The organism is Halomonas sp. M1 (genome assembly GCF_029581375.1).
GTDB lineage: Bacteria > Pseudomonadota > Gammaproteobacteria > Pseudomonadales > Halomonadaceae > Vreelandella.
The window spans coordinates 2,702,413-2,717,101 of sequence record NZ_CP121119.1; the positions used below are offsets into that span (position 1 = coordinate 2,702,413).

The following is a 14,689-nucleotide window of genomic DNA, read 5'->3' on the forward strand; positions in this document are numbered from 1 at the left end:
CCGTGCGGGGATTGTTAGGCTTATTAAGTTTGACCTGTAATTATTGGTTTGGCTAGTTTTCTAGAAAACATATTTGATTTGGATTGTTTACTTATGTTTTTTTATTTCCTATGCTTTCCTCATTATCTTAATGGGGGCTACTGCATATGCTCGGCTGGATAAAGGGCTTTTTTGAAAGACTGGGTGAGTGGGATTGGGTCAGCATCGTTGAGCGTTTGGCATGGCTGTTCCTTTGGAAGCTAAGTAAGCGAATTGCTCACATGCTGGGCAGGAGGTAAGAGTATGAACTTGATCGGTGGCGACCCTTGGTTGCCGTTTCTCCATCGCAGCGGCGAGGTTAAGTGTCGCCCTCCTTCGGCGCTAGCTGATCCTGACGTAATCAATCTGGCCCAGCCACGGGCGGACTTTCAAGGGGCGGCCTACCAGTTTCTGATCGGCCTGCTGCAGACCACACTGCCGCCGAAAACCCATGATGACTGGCTTGATTTGTTAATGGAGCCACCTAGTGTTGCAGCGTTGGATAAAGCCTTCGCGCCTTTCAGTAGCGCTTATGAATTGGGCGGCGATGGCCCCCGGTTTATGCAGGACCTTGACCCGCTGGACGATGTGAAAAACGCGACCGTCAGTGGTTTATTGATCGATGCCCCTGGCGCTAACGGCATCAAAAATAATACTGACTTTTTCGTAAAGCGCGGCCGTGTTGAGGTGATGTGTAACGCCTGCGCGGCTATAGCGCTGTACACCATGCAGATTAACGCCCCTGCGGGCGGCGCTGGTATCCGTGTGGGCTTGCGTGGCGGGGGGCCGCTGACAACGCTGGTGATGCCGGAGTCATCAGATGCCAGCCTGTGGGAGCGGCTGTGGCTAAACGTCATTACACAGAAAGAAGCCACCCAAAAAGGCCAGCAGTGGACAGCGCCGCATCCAGAAGAACCTTCGCTCTTTTTCTGGATGGCCAATACGCGGGTAAGCGATAAAAAAGGCACCGAGGTGCACCCTGAAGATACCCACCCCCTACACGCTTATTGGTCAATGCCGCGCCGCTTTCGGCTGCTATTTGAAGACGCAGATGCATGCCCGTGTGATATTTGCGGACGAAAAACACAGCGGGTAGTGCGCGAATTACGCGCTAAAAAGCAGGGGGCAAATTACGACGGCCCTTGGTTACACCCGCTAACACCCTATCGACGTGACCCCAAAAAGCCCAATGAGTTACCGCTTTCCAGTAAAGGTCAGCCGGGTGGGCTTGGCTATAGGCACTGGTCGGGCTTTGTACTGAATGATGAAGAGAACAGTGGTGCAATCGCGGCAGCGGTGCTGAAAAGTTACATCGACAAACAAAAGCTAGTGACACAAGAACGAGGTCGTGGAGAAGACATTCAGACGCTGCTGAGAGAGGCGCGTTTATGGGTGTTCGGCTACGACATGGACAACATGAAGCCGCGCGGCTGGTACAGCGTCGAAATGCCCCTGGTAGACATTCCACAAGGCCAGCAGGAAAGGCTTCGCGCCTGGGCTCACCAGTTGACAGAGCTTTCTCGCAATATCGCTTGGATGGTGCGCACCCAAGTCAAAAATGCCTGGTTCTCGCGTCCATCGGATGCCAAGGGCGATATGAGCGCCATTGATAACCAGTTTTACGATGCCACCGAGCCTGAGTTTTTTAAAGCGTTGCTAGCCCTGCAGCAGGTGCTGCAACAAGACTCGCCGCCACCGCATATCCCTCCTGTCATTGCTGAGCGTTGGTACTTCGCCCTTAAGCGTGAAGCCATGCGTGTATTCGAAGACCTAGCCCTAAGCGGTTCCCAGGAAAGCATGGATCTAGAACGTGCTACCGCCGCCCATCGGCAGCTGCAAAGCTTTCTTGGTGGCAAGAGCAAAGGTAGCAAAGTGGTGAGTGACTTTATTCAACAGGGTGATTTTGACCCCTCCGCGAAGGCCAAGCGTAAAGCGGCCTCTGCTGCAACAATGACAGGAGACGCCTGATGAGTGATGTGGAGACGCCGGAAACAATCGACAAAGAAGATATTTTGTCCGAGGCGGAGAAAAAAGCGCTCGTCGCTTTGAAGTTGGATGAAGCCGCCGCCCTGCGCCGGTGGTGGCAGCGGTTGACGTTAACCTCACAGGCTTTGAAAGCATTCACCCCCCAGCCACCACTGCCTCGTGGTGTAAGAGCGGTACTGCGACGTTGTGATACCGCTGAGGCCGCCATGTTAACCCAAGGTTTTCGTGAGCTATGGGCGATGCTGCCGGAAGCGACGAAACAAACGGATTATCGCGATGAAAAGCTACAAGTGTGGGCATGCATTGCGTTAATAGCTGCGGAGTTGCGCGAAGAAAAGAAGGGCGCATCGTTAGCCACGCGGCTTGGCCAGCAAAAAGAGCAAACCAAAAAACCGCTGATGAGTGAGCTGCGTTTTCAGCAACTTCTTTCCTGCCGTACGCCGGAAGAGTTCATCCAGCGCTTACGCCGAGCGCTGGCGCTTGCGGATAAGAAAGAAATCAGTGTCGTACTGCTGGCGAGTGTTATCGCGCTCTGGTGGCGTGAGCATCGTGGACGTTTATCTGCCAAGCCTACCCAGCGGCTTGGGTTTGTACTGGCAAATGACTATTTCGCCGCAACGTCTCGCTATAGCCATGGCAGCGACTGATTTTTACGACTGGCGATCAACCTTTCTAGCTTCATATAGACATCACGAACGGAGTTATTCATGAGCCACTTTATTCAACTGCACCTGCTGACTTCTTATCCGCCCGCCAACCTGAACCGCGATGATTTAGGCCGCCCCAAAACCGCCTTGATGGGTGGTGCCAAGCGCCTACGTGTTTCGTCGCAAAGCCTCAAGCGCACTTGGCGTACCTCTGCGCTCTTTGAAGAAGCACTGGCGGGGCATGTGGGTACACGCACCAAGCGTTTAGGCTCTGAAGCCTATAAAGAAATGAAAGAAAAAGGGCTGGATGAAAAAACTGCAGCGGCGAGCGCAGAAAAAATAGCCGGTGTGTTTGGTAAATTGCGCAAAGTAGAAAAAGGCGAAGCCAAAGAGTTTGAAATTGAACAATTAGTGCACGTTGGCTTGGAGGAGCGCCAAGCGATCAGCGCATTGGTTGAAACGCTGGCGGCAGAGAAGCGCGAGCCAAACGATGATGAATTAAAGCTCTTGCGCCACAAGCCCGCCGCCGCCGATGTGGCGCTGTTTGGCCGTATGTTAGCAGCGGTGCCTGAATATAACGTTGATGCTGCCTGCCAAGTGGCCCATGCCATCACTGTACATGCTGCCGAAGTGGAAGATGATTACTTTACCGCTGTTGATGATTTAAACACGGGCGATAAAGACCGCGGCGCGGCGCATATTGGTGAATCTGGCTTTGGTGCCGGGCTGTTCTACCTCTATATCTGCATTGACCGCCAGCAGTTGGTTGAGAACCTGCAGGGTAACAGTGAACTAGCCGACCAAGCGATTGCTGCGCTAGTGGAAGCTGCAGTTAAAACCTCCCCCAAAGGCAAGCAAAATAGTTTCGGTTCCCGCGCCCACGCGAGCTACGTACTGGCGGAAAAAGGCAATCAACAGCCGCGCTCACTCTCCACCGCCTACCTGCGGCCCGTGACGGGCCAGGATCAAACGCGTGATGCGATTAAGAGCCTGGAGCGCCAAGCGCAAGCGTTTGATGATGCTTATGAAGCAGGTGCCGATAGCCGCTTTGTCATCAGTGCCGAACCTGACTATGAAAGACCGCAGCTAAAAGGTGAGGTTAAGAAAGGCAATCTTGCTGAACTGATCGCTTTCTTAAAAACCGACCAGTAAGGAGGCGGCATGACCGACTATCTTATTTTTCGGCTCTATGCGCCGCTTGCCAGTTGGGGGGAGGCTGCCGTTGGTGAGACGCGCCCTACGGCAACTTATCCGGGTAAAGGGGCTGTTTTGGGATTGCTGGGGGCCGCCCTAGGTATTCGTCGCGATGACGATGCAGGCCAAATGCAACTACGTGACAGCATTGCCATGGGTGTCAAGCAGTACACCTCCGGTATGCTAATGCGCGACTACCACACGGTGCAGATGCCCGCCGCACAGTCAAAAGTGAGCTACCACACCCGCAAAGAAGAGCTAAGCGGGCCGCGCGATGCGCTGAAAACAATCCTCTCTAGCCGGGATTATCGCTGCGACGGTCTATGGACAGTAGCCGTTTGGCTAACGCCCGAAGCAACCCTAACGCTTTCTGAACTTGAGCAAGCGCTAAAAACACCCCATTACCCGCTTTATTTAGGGCGCAAATCCTGCCCGCCCTCTGCGCCACTTGCACCTCAATTACGGCAGTGCGCCACGCTTAAGGAAGCCCTGGATGTGGCGTTTCCTAAGCTGGCGGTTAACTGCCAAGAAGACAGAAAGGCACTGCGTTTTCCTGATGAAGCGTTATACGCATGGGAAGGCGAGGCGAGCGGTTTAGATGGCAGCCAAGTGGCAGAGTACAACGATGTATGGGATTTGCCGCTAAATCGCCGCCGCTGGCAGTTTGGCCCTCGGTTAGAGTTTCGCCGTTCAGTGGCAGCTGAGGAGGCACGCTAATGTATCTCTCCCGCGTACGTGTGGACTTCAATGGGCTGTCTCGCGAAAAGCTGTTTGATGTGCTGAACGCAGAAGCCTATACCGCGCATCAGCTTTTATGGCAGCTATTTCCCGAATATGAAGGCCCACGCCCGTTTCTTTTCCGACAGGAAATAGAAGAAGCCGAAGAGAGTAGAGCCATAAAAGGGTTACCGCACTTTTATGTCCTTTCAGACCGCAAACCTGTATCAGTGGCAGGCTTACTTACCGCAGAGAGCAAACCTTACGCACCAGAGCTTAACGTGGGCGATAGGCTGGCATTTCGCCTGCGTGCTAACCCCACCATGGCAGTGCATGTGCCGGGGCAACGTGGCCAGCGTGCCGACGTGTTAATGGCCGCCAAAAAGCCATTCCCGCCGGGGCAGCGTACAAGTCAAGCCTGCGTTGATGCGATGAATAGTAAGGCCCGTGAGTGGCTCGAAAGTCGCGCTGAAACATGGGGCTTTCGCCTGCCGGTTACGCCTGAGCTCGGTGCCTACCGCCAACATGTATTAAACAAAGGCAGCGGAAAGCCGGTTCAGTTTTCTACAGTGGATTATGAAGGGCTGCTAGAAGTCACCGATCCAGGAAAGCTGATCGAAACTATGGCCCACGGCATTGGGCGGGCCAAGGCATTTGGCGGTGGCTTACTACTGCTGCGCCGACCTTAGGAGAACAATATGGGCTTTATTCCACTAAAGCCCATCCCCGAAAAAGACCGTATGTCGATGATCTTTATCGGGATGGGGCAGATAGATGTACGCGACGGTGCTTTCGTCGTTATTGATGAAGTTAATGGCGAGCGCATGCATATTCCGGTGGGTTCGGTGGCGTGTCTGTTGCTTGAGCCGGGTACCCGAGTTTCTCATGCCGCTATTAAGCTCGCCGCTACGGTAGGCACGCTACTGATTTGGGTAGGCGATGCCGGAGTAAGGCTTTACAGCGCTGGCCAACCGGGCGGCGCGAGGTCAGACAAATTGCTCTATCAAGCGCAGTTAGCGTTGGATGAAAAACTGCGCCTAAAAGTGGTACGCAAAATGTTTGAGCTGCGTTTTGGCGAGGAGCCGCCTTCCCGTCGCAGCATCGAGCAACTACGCGGTATGGAAGGCGCCAGAGTGCGTAAAACGTATCAACTGTTAGCCAAACAGTACGGCGTTAAATGGAACGGACGCCGTTACGACCCAAAACAGTGGGATGCATCGGATGTTGCTAACCAATGCCTATCCGCGGCAACGGCTTGCTTATACGGAATTACTGAAGCCGCCATTTTGGCCGCAGGCTACGCACCAGCGATTGGGTATCTGCACACCGGTAAGCCGCTGAGCTTTGTGTACGATATTGCCGATATCGTGAAGTTTGAAACCGTGGTGCCCGCGGCCTTTAGAGTTGCGGCGCGCAATCCCCCCATGCCAGAAAGAGAAGTTCGTATCGCTTGCCGCGATGCATTCAAGCAATCCCGAATTCTCCAGCGCTTAATCCCCATGATCGAAGATGTGCTTGCTGCTGGCGATATACAGCCCCCACCGCCAGCACCCGATGCGGTTCCACCTGCTATTCCCGAACCCGCTTCGGTTGGCGATGCTGGGCATAGGAGCGGATAAATGGCGATGCTCGTAGTGATTACAGAGGCGGTGCCCCCACGCCTACGCGGCAGGTTAGCCGTGTGGCTTTTAGAGATTAGAGCAGGTGTTTATGTGGGTGATGTAAGCAGGCGCATTCGCGAAATGATTTGGGAGCAAGTCGAAGCGTTAGCCGAAGATGGCAATGTTGCCATGGCTTGGGCTAGCAACCATGAATCCGGTTTTGAATTTCAAACCTACGGTGAAAACCGCCGTGAGCCGGTTGACCATGACGGATTACGTTTGGTGCGCTTTTTACCGCCTCAAGTTAACTAACTGATTTTATTTGATCTTTAACAACTTAAAGTGGTTAAAAAGTAAGCAAAATAGCTGGTAGAATTTTTATCTGCTATTTTCTTCTTGTAGATCAAATATCTACAACTAGTCCGATCCCCGCACGAGCGGGGATGAACCGCCAAAGGTTGCGCCCTGCTGGGTGTCGGCCAGCCGATCCCCGCACGAGCGGGGATGAACCGGCCAAGCCCGCCACCAAGAAGGCGGACGCCACCCGATCCCCGCACGAGCGGGGATGAACCGTTAGCCAACACATCAGGCCGTGCCATCTACGCCCGATCCCCGCACGAGCGGGGATGAACCGCCACTGCTCTATCACCTTCCGCAGGCCATGCACCGATCCCCGCACGAGCGGGGATGAACCGCGGAGGTGGACGGCTTTGCGGTGGACCCTGCCCCGATCCCCGCACGAGCGGGGATGAACCGCTGCACACGGCGGCTGTTGGTGTTAGCTGGCACCGATCCCCGCACGAGCGGGGATGAACCGCCCGCCCACGGGCGCTTCAACCGGGTGCGCTCCCGATCCCCGCACGAGCGGGGATGAACCGTCTTCTGGGTCAACACCGCATCCAGCAGGCCGCCGATCCCCGCACGAGCGGGGATGAACCGTACGGGGCCAGCCCCACCAAATGGCTGGGCAACCGATCCCCGCACGAGCGGGGATGAACCGCCGGTGGTAATGGCCGAGCCGATCAGGTTGCGCCGATCCCCGCACGAGCGGGGATGAACCGGAGGTCGCGTAATGAGCCGTTATTCCGATGAGCCGATCCCCGCACGAGCGGGGATGAACCGGCCTGCACCTTGCGGTTGTTGCGGGTCACAATCCGATCCCCGCACGAGCGGGGATGAACCGCCAGGGTGTGCGGCGGATGCATTGTGGAGCCGCCGATCCCCGCACGAGCGGGGATGAACCGGTGAGCAGCTGCTGCCCGCACCCGATGCCACCCCGATCCCCGCACGAGCGGGGATGAACCGGTGGCCGCCTTGAACTGGGTCAGCGTCTCCTGCCCGATCCCCGCACGAGCGGGGATGAACCGCTGTATGTTTTACCGCTAAGAACTTGTATGACCCGATCCCCGCACGAGCGGGGATGAACCGAGAGATAAATACATTCATATCATTTGACCACACCGATCCCCGCACGAGCGGGGATGAACCGTCTTCTGCAAATGCTGGCATTGGTACTTTCTCCCGATCCCCGCACGAGCGGGGATGAACCGTAAGGTTCCCATTGATCGGGATGTTGTCGTAGCCGATCCCCGCACGAGCGGGGATGAACCGCCTGCCGAACTTGTGGTTGGGGGATGTTACACCCGATCCCCGCACGAGCGGGGATGAACCGCGCACCAGGCTATCGGAGTCTGGTTTGCGCTCCCGATCCCCGCACGAGCGGGGATGAACCGAACGAGCCCTAACGCGCCGTCATAATCCACTGCCGATCCCCGCACGAGCGGGGATGAACCGGATACCACTGGTACCGATAAACGGAACTGTCACCGATCCCCGCACGAGCGGGGATGAACCGATCTTGGCCATAACGCTGAACAGAGCTGCGGGCCGATCCCCGCACGAGCGGGGATGAACCGTTCTGGCGCGCTGGCTTTGCGTACGTTTTCGCCCGATCCCCGCACGAGCGGGGATGAACCGTCGCCGCCGTCATCCCACTTGGCCTCAGTTACCCGATCCCCGCACGAGCGGGGATGAACCGCGCATCAAGCAGCCTATTAAAATGGTGGTGATCCGATCCCCGCACGAGCGGGGATGAACCGGTTACCGGCGCAGACGGCTCCACTAGCCGCTCCCGATCCCCGCACGAGCGGGGATGAACCGCACGCGCTCCCATCCGCCCATCATTTGAACGACCGATCCCCGCACGAGCGGGGATGAACCGTCTGTGCGGTTTTCGATAATCGTTACGGCGGTCCGATCCCCGCACGAGCGGGGATGAACCGCTGGACTTATACTGCATGGCATCTTCCATTGCCCGATCCCCGCACGAGCGGGGATGAACCGCGATGGATGAAAGCGACGACCCAGGCGGGCGACCGATCCCCGCACGAGCGGGGATGAACCGCGATACGCGGCGGGGTTAGCGCCCCGCTGCATCCGATCCCCGCACGAGCGGGGATGAACCGCCGCGCTAGCATAATGCAGCGTGCGCCCGCCCCCGATCCCCGCACGAGCGGGGATGAACCGTGACATCGTTCGCAGCGTTAGCCAAAGCGGCACCGATCCCCGCACGAGCGGGGATGAACCGGAGTAGCAGATAAACCTATCACTCGCAACTTACCGATCCCCGCACGAGCGGGGATGAACCGGCGACCGGACGCAGTGGTATGACTCAGTGTCACCGATCCCCGCACGAGCGGGGATGAACCGGAGATAGAGCGGGCGCTAGATATGATTGACACCCGATCCCCGCACGAGCGGGGATGAACCGCGCTCATTGACGAGGCGCGTGCTCAGCTAGGCCCGATCCCCGCACGAGCGGGGATGAACCGGCATTCACCAATGTTATCTTCGTTATCGTACCCCGATCCCCGCACGAGCGGGGATGAACCGAATACTTCACGACTGGCAGAGCATACAAATTACCGATCCCCGCACGAGCGGGGATGAACCGCGTTAACAGTGACGCTAATGCACAGGCCCATACCGATCCCCGCACGAGCGGGGATGAACCGTCCAGCTTTGAGACAAGAGAGCGTTTTGCGGCCCGATCCCCGCACGAGCGGGGATGAACCGCGCGAGCGCATTAACCGTCGATTTAACAACACCCGATCCCCGCACGAGCGGGGATGAACCGTTAATACAGCCAAGGCGCTCGCTAAATCAGCGCCGATCCCCGCACGAGCGGGGATGAACCGGGTTTGCGGGCGCTGTGACCAGCAAGAGCGAACCGATCCCCGCACGAGCGGGGATGAACCGACACGACCGAATCCCCTGGCACCGTGACGCCACCGATCCCCGCACGAGCGGGGATGAACCGTGGTGGACTCCATGGGCTAAAGCCGACGGACACCGATCCCCGCACGAGCGGGGATGAACCGCCGGTACGAGACGAGCTTTTAGATTGTCAACGCCGATCCCCGCACGAGCGGGGATGAACCGCCCCCATTCTTCACCATTTCGATCTTCACATACCGATCCCCGCACGAGCGGGGATGAACCGCTGGCGGGGTTGATTTTAAAGCGGCTTCACAGCCGATCCCCGCACGAGCGGGGATGAACCGGTATCCGGCACCGGCCTAATACAGCAGCTAAACCGATCCCCGCACGAGCGGGGATGAACCGGCGCCGGGCCTCTCTCAGGGCAGTGGCTAGTGCCGATCCCCGCACGAGCGGGGATGAACCGTCAGTGCTGCGCGTGGCCAGCCAGGCATCGTCCCGATCCCCGCACGAGCGGGGATGAACCGGATTTGGCCACCGGCTAGGGTGTCGCCAATAGCCGATCCCCGCACGAGCGGGGATGAACCGCCCAGCCAGGACGTAGAGCGCTACTACCATGCCCGATCCCCGCACGAGCGGGGATGAACCGTCGGTGCTGGAGGCACGCTGCGCCGGTCGCTGCCGATCCCCGCACGAGCGGGGATGAACCGTTTCCGCTCCTGATAATGTCAGCCGTGATACTCCGATCCCCGCACGAGCGGGGATGAACCGCGCATCGAGAACACTATCTACAACGGGATGAACCGATCCCCGCACGAGCGGGGATGAACCGGCTGCTTGCCTAGATGGCTCCATACATTAAGACCGATCCCCGCACGAGCGGGGATGAACCGTCACGCTTGCGCCGCCAAAGTGAAGTCATGGCCCGATCCCCGCACGAGCGGGGATGAACCGCACGCTCAACGCTGAAACGTGGAATCGGTGGCCCGATCCCCGCACGAGCGGGGATGAACCGCGCGAAATTATGCAATTAGTGAACGTCGATCTCCGATCCCCGCACGAGCGGGGATGAACCGTAGAGAACGCTACTGGCGAGTTGGTATTGAGCCCGATCCCCGCACGAGCGGGGATGAACCGACCACACCGAAGAAGACGCCAAGGCGTGGGGCCCGATCCCCGCACGAGCGGGGATGAACCGGCTGCTCATTGTGGCTTGCGTAATGGTTAGATCCGATCCCCGCACGAGCGGGGATGAACCGACGTAGCTGAGGCCGCTTTAAAGCAACGCATCCCGATCCCCGCACGAGCGGGGATGAACCGCTCAAAATTAATAGAGCTGCTCGAATCGGCAGCCGATCCCCGCACGAGCGGGGATGAACCGCGTAGTCCCCGAGCCACGACTCCAGATCAACACCGATCCCCGCACGAGCGGGGATGAACCGGATTAATTTCTAGTTTGCTCATGGCCGCAGTTCCGATCCCCGCACGAGCGGGGATGAACCGTGCCAGTGAATCTACTGGCCAAGACGATAACCCCGATCCCCGCACGAGCGGGGATGAACCGAAATGCGATCGATACGTCGAAGGCGAACGCGTCCGATCCCCGCACGAGCGGGGATGAACCGCCATCGGCTCGTTCGACTCTGCGATCACTGCACCGATCCCCGCACGAGCGGGGATGAACCGCCATCGGCTCGTTCGACTCTGCGATCACTGCACCGATCCCCGCACGAGCGGGGATGAACCGCATTGGGACTTCCTTACGAGGAACTCAACGATCCGATCCCCGCACGAGCGGGGATGAACCGTGTGAATTGTAGCGGGTATTTTATGTCGTGCGCCGATCCCCGCACGAGCGGGGATGAACCGGGGTCGTTTATACGTTGATCGAGATAGGCCGCCCGATCCCCGCACGAGCGGGGATGAACCGCAGTTACCAAGCGGCAAATAGACTTTTAAAAACCGATCCCCGCACGAGCGGGGATGAACCGCCGTCCATCATTACCACCTTGAATAGTTGCGGCCGATCCCCGCACGAGCGGGGATGAACCGCTCGGCTTCGCCATCTCCTGCAAATCCCGGGTCCGGTCCCCGCACGAGCGGGGATGAACCGTCTGGTCTAAAGCCCGCGAGCTAAACGCAGACCCGATCCCCGCACGAGCGGGGATGAACCGCTGCCGCGACCATGGCGACCTCTGCTAAAGATCCGATCCCCGCACGAGCGGGGATGAACCGCGTTGGAGCGTTTCCTTCACAAGCGCCTAAAACCGATCCCCGCACGAGCGGGGATGAACCGCAGCTAGAGGAGAGTGAGAAATGAAAATTATCCCGATCCCCGCACGAGCGGGGATGAACCGACCAACCGCGCTAGCGCTAGCACTATCGGCGCCCGATCCCCGCACGAGCGGGGATGAACCGAACAGGGCTTTACAATCGAGGTGGCGGAGGGACCGATCCCCGCACGAGCGGGGATGAACCGTGATTTTATGCTGGCCTAACCACGTCAACCGGCCGATCCCCGCACGAGCGGGGATGAACCGATCAACGCCCGCGACGGCGGCATTGCCGAGATCCGATCCCCGCACGAGCGGGGATGAACCGCGCTCAACCGTTCTAGCTCAGGCACTGAGGACCCGATCCCCGCACGAGCGGGGATGAACCGACCAGCAAAAGAAGCTAACCGCGTTCCGCGATCCGATCCCCGCACGAGCGGGGATGAACCGCGCGTGTTGCGATGGATGAGGCGCTATGAGGACCGATCCCCGCACGAGCGGGGATGAACCGCTTGGTCGGTTGTAGCCCTCACCAAAGACTAACCGATCCCCGCACGAGCGGGGATGAACCGGGGTGCTCAATATCGTAGGTAAAGGCAATAAGCCGATCCCCGCACGAGCGGGGATGAACCGCAACACCCTGATTCCTAATTTCACCGAGCTTACCCGATCCCCGCACGAGCGGGGATGAACCGGCTACCAACAGCAGCGCCCGCCGCAGAATTCGCCGATCCCCGCACGAGCGGGGATGAACCGTTTTTTCGCAGCAACCAGAACAGCGTTGACAGCCGATCCCCGCACGAGCGGGGATGAACCGATCGTTACTTATATTCCAGAGATGGCCGCTTTCCGATCCCCGCACGAGCGGGGATGAACCGTAATAGTATGGGAGTACTACTAATGATTGGGACCGATCCCCGCACGAGCGGGGATGAACCGCGCGTGCTGGTACACAACACCCAGCCCACGCCCCGATCCCCGCACGAGCGGGGATGAACCGCTGGCCGTGACATGCTTATCAGAGCTTCACGCCCGATCCCCGCACGAGCGGGGATGAACCGCCTTGGTTTAAAACCCGCGCGCTCGCAGATAACCGATCCCCGCACGAGCGGGGATGAACCGGCTGCTTGCCTAGATGGCTCCATACATTAAGACCGATCCCCGCACGAGCGGGGATGAACCGTCCAAACTAGGCTGAACTGAAGGCTCAAATTTCCGATCCCCGCACGAGCGGGGATGAACCGCGTCTTACGCTCTACCCCCATTGCTAGCGCCACCGATCCCCGCACGAGCGGGGATGAACCGGAACCGATTTATGAACATCTTTGAATCTGACACCGATCCCCGCACGAGCGGGGATGAACCGTGGTCATGCTGGACGCAGGCAACCCCTACGCGCCGATCCCCGCACGAGCGGGGATGAACCGCAGTACGGAACTGCTGTTTACGCTGCCGCGCTCCGATCCCCGCACGAGCGGGGATGAACCGGAGCTGGTGATCGTGCCGCTCTTGCTCAGCGTCCGATCCCCGCACGAGCGGGGATGAACCGGTCACGTGTTACCCGGTCGACGTGGCGCGCCTCCGATCCCCGCACGAGCGGGGATGAACCGTTAGAGCGTAGCCAGGGCGCTATTGAGCAAATCCGATCCCCGCACGAGCGGGGATGAACCGTCCACGCCCCAGGGTAATCGCTGTATCACCCTCCGATCCCCGCACGAGCGGGGATGAACCGACAAAGCCAAGAAGTCGACCGATGGACTGAGTCCGATCCCCGCACGAGCGGGGATGAACCGTCTGACCAGCGCAGCGAACAGATTTCATCAAGCCGATCCCCGCACGAGCGGGGATGAACCGCTGGCATCATTGGTGAGGGTAGCGTTCCCACTCCGATCCCCGCACGAGCGGGGATGAACCGTTGTCGTACTCCCATTCCAGTTCGCTGGTGGCCCGATCCCCGCACGAGCGGGGATGAACCGGCCTGCATGCTGCCAGCCAGTGGCTAAAGAGCCCGATCCCCGCACGAGCGGGGATGAACCGTCAGCAGGCGTTAAGCGCTGGCGGTGGGTGCACCGATCCCCGCACGAGCGGGGATGAACCGGCCGCCCCGGCGGTTAGCGATGGCGGCGGGCGCCGATCCCCGCACGAGCGGGGATGAACCGACACGGCCAATGCGATGGCCACCTATAACGACCCGATCCCCGCACGAGCGGGGATGAACCGACTGGCTGCAGGGTATCGTTAACCAAGCTGCCCCGATCCCCGCACGAGCGGGGATGAACCGGTTCGTATGCGCACGATGGTAAAAAGCCTAATCCGATCCCCGCACGAGCGGGGATGAGCCGGAATAAGGCTTGTCCTGCCGCTATCAATGCGTCCGATCCCCGCACGAGCGGGGATGAACCGTAACGGGAAGGGAGGGCATGTAGTTCGTTTCACCGATCCCCGCACGAGCGGGATGAACTGTGTTTCTTATGTCTTACACTAAACGGCCGACCAGTCAGCTTTGAAGCTGGATTGAGGATATGTGTCCCAGGCACCGCTGCACGCTGCGTTCACACCGGGCCACCGCTGTAAGTGCGCTAATGCTTACGCCGTGCTACTAAAAATGTGCTTAGCTCGTGAAAAGAGGCAGAGCTTACGCCGCCCAGGCGTTTTTGGTTGAGTTTTCTGGACGGCGTTGGCGGGGTTATTCTTTCTCTTCCTCCTTATCGTCCTCGTCTTCTTGCCAGTGCTCCATCGCGCGTTTGTCATCGGGCAGGCGCACTATATCGCCCATGTCGAGTTTCTGATGGGATTGAAAGCGGTGGCCGTATTTGTCGAGGATAGCTGCGACGCTGCCAATGCTGACGGCATCCTCTTCTCGGTAGGTTTCAACTTTCACGCGTATAATTTTGCCCATGTAGCGGGCTGAAAGAATGGCGCCTGGGTAGGGCGGCATGTGATCCGGATCGTTCTTAAAGTATTCCGCTACGCTGGCGCTGCCTGGGTCATCCCATTCGATATGCTTATGCATCGCAGTATCCTTAGTAGTGGG

General features: G+C 58.6%; 8 protein-coding genes and 1 CRISPR repeat array. Of the genes, 7 read left to right on the forward strand and 1 reads right to left on the reverse strand.

Features of this window, described 5'->3' with window-relative positions; translation table 11 throughout:
• Nucleotides 1-282 precede the first annotated feature (282 nt).
• The 7 genes from casA to cas2e are packed head-to-tail and all read left to right on the forward strand — an operon-like array spanning nucleotide 283 to nucleotide 6,475.
• Nucleotides 283-1,986 (forward strand): type I-E CRISPR-associated protein Cse1/CasA, encoded by a 1,704-nt coding sequence (gene casA, locus P8S54_RS12535; protein ID WP_281441989.1) that lies wholly within the window; start codon nucleotides 283-285, stop codon nucleotides 1,984-1,986.
• Entirely contained in the window at nucleotides 1,986-2,651 is a 666-nt protein-coding gene (casB, locus tag P8S54_RS12540) for a type I-E CRISPR-associated protein Cse2/CasB (protein ID WP_281441990.1), read from the forward strand. The genes casA and casB overlap by 1 nt, the downstream gene beginning before the upstream one ends.
• Nucleotides 2,652-2,711: 60 nt before the next feature.
• Entirely contained in the window at nucleotides 2,712-3,803 is a 1,092-nt protein-coding gene (cas7e, locus tag P8S54_RS12545; RefSeq protein WP_281441991.1) for a type I-E CRISPR-associated protein Cas7/Cse4/CasC, read from the forward strand.
• A gap of 9 nt (nucleotides 3,804-3,812) precedes the next feature.
• Complete coding sequence (gene cas5e / locus P8S54_RS12550; RefSeq protein WP_281441992.1) at nucleotides 3,813-4,562, forward strand: type I-E CRISPR-associated protein Cas5/CasD; 750 nt, start codon at nucleotides 3,813-3,815, stop codon at nucleotides 4,560-4,562.
• On the forward strand, nucleotides 4,562-5,251 hold the full coding sequence (cas6e, locus tag P8S54_RS12555; protein ID WP_281441993.1) for a type I-E CRISPR-associated protein Cas6/Cse3/CasE: 690 nt from the start codon (nucleotides 4,562-4,564) through the stop codon (nucleotides 5,249-5,251). The genes cas5e and cas6e overlap by 1 nt, the downstream gene beginning before the upstream one ends.
• A 9-nt stretch (nucleotides 5,252-5,260) precedes the next feature.
• Nucleotides 5,261-6,181 carry a type I-E CRISPR-associated endonuclease Cas1e gene (cas1e, locus tag P8S54_RS12560; RefSeq protein WP_281441994.1) on the forward strand — a complete coding sequence of 307 codons (921 nt, stop codon included), beginning with the start codon at nucleotides 5,261-5,263 and terminating at the stop codon, nucleotides 6,179-6,181.
• Nucleotides 6,182-6,475, forward strand: a complete 294-nt coding sequence (cas2e, locus tag P8S54_RS12565) for a type I-E CRISPR-associated endoribonuclease Cas2e (protein ID WP_035564117.1) — start codon at nucleotides 6,182-6,184, stop codon at nucleotides 6,473-6,475. It abuts the gene before it with no gap.
• A gap of 110 nt (nucleotides 6,476-6,585) precedes the next feature.
• Nucleotides 6,586-14,119: a CRISPR direct-repeat array (repeat unit 29 nt; unit sequence CCGATCCCCGCACGAGCGGGGATGAACCG).
• 222 nt (nucleotides 14,120-14,341) lie between these two features.
• On the opposite strand, the gene P8S54_RS12570 is transcribed toward cas2e, so the two are convergent.
• Nucleotides 14,342-14,668 (reverse strand): hypothetical protein, encoded by a 327-nt coding sequence (locus P8S54_RS12570; protein ID WP_009097032.1) that lies wholly within the window; start codon nucleotides 14,666-14,668, stop codon nucleotides 14,342-14,344.
• Between the last annotated feature and the right edge of the window lie 21 nt (nucleotides 14,669-14,689).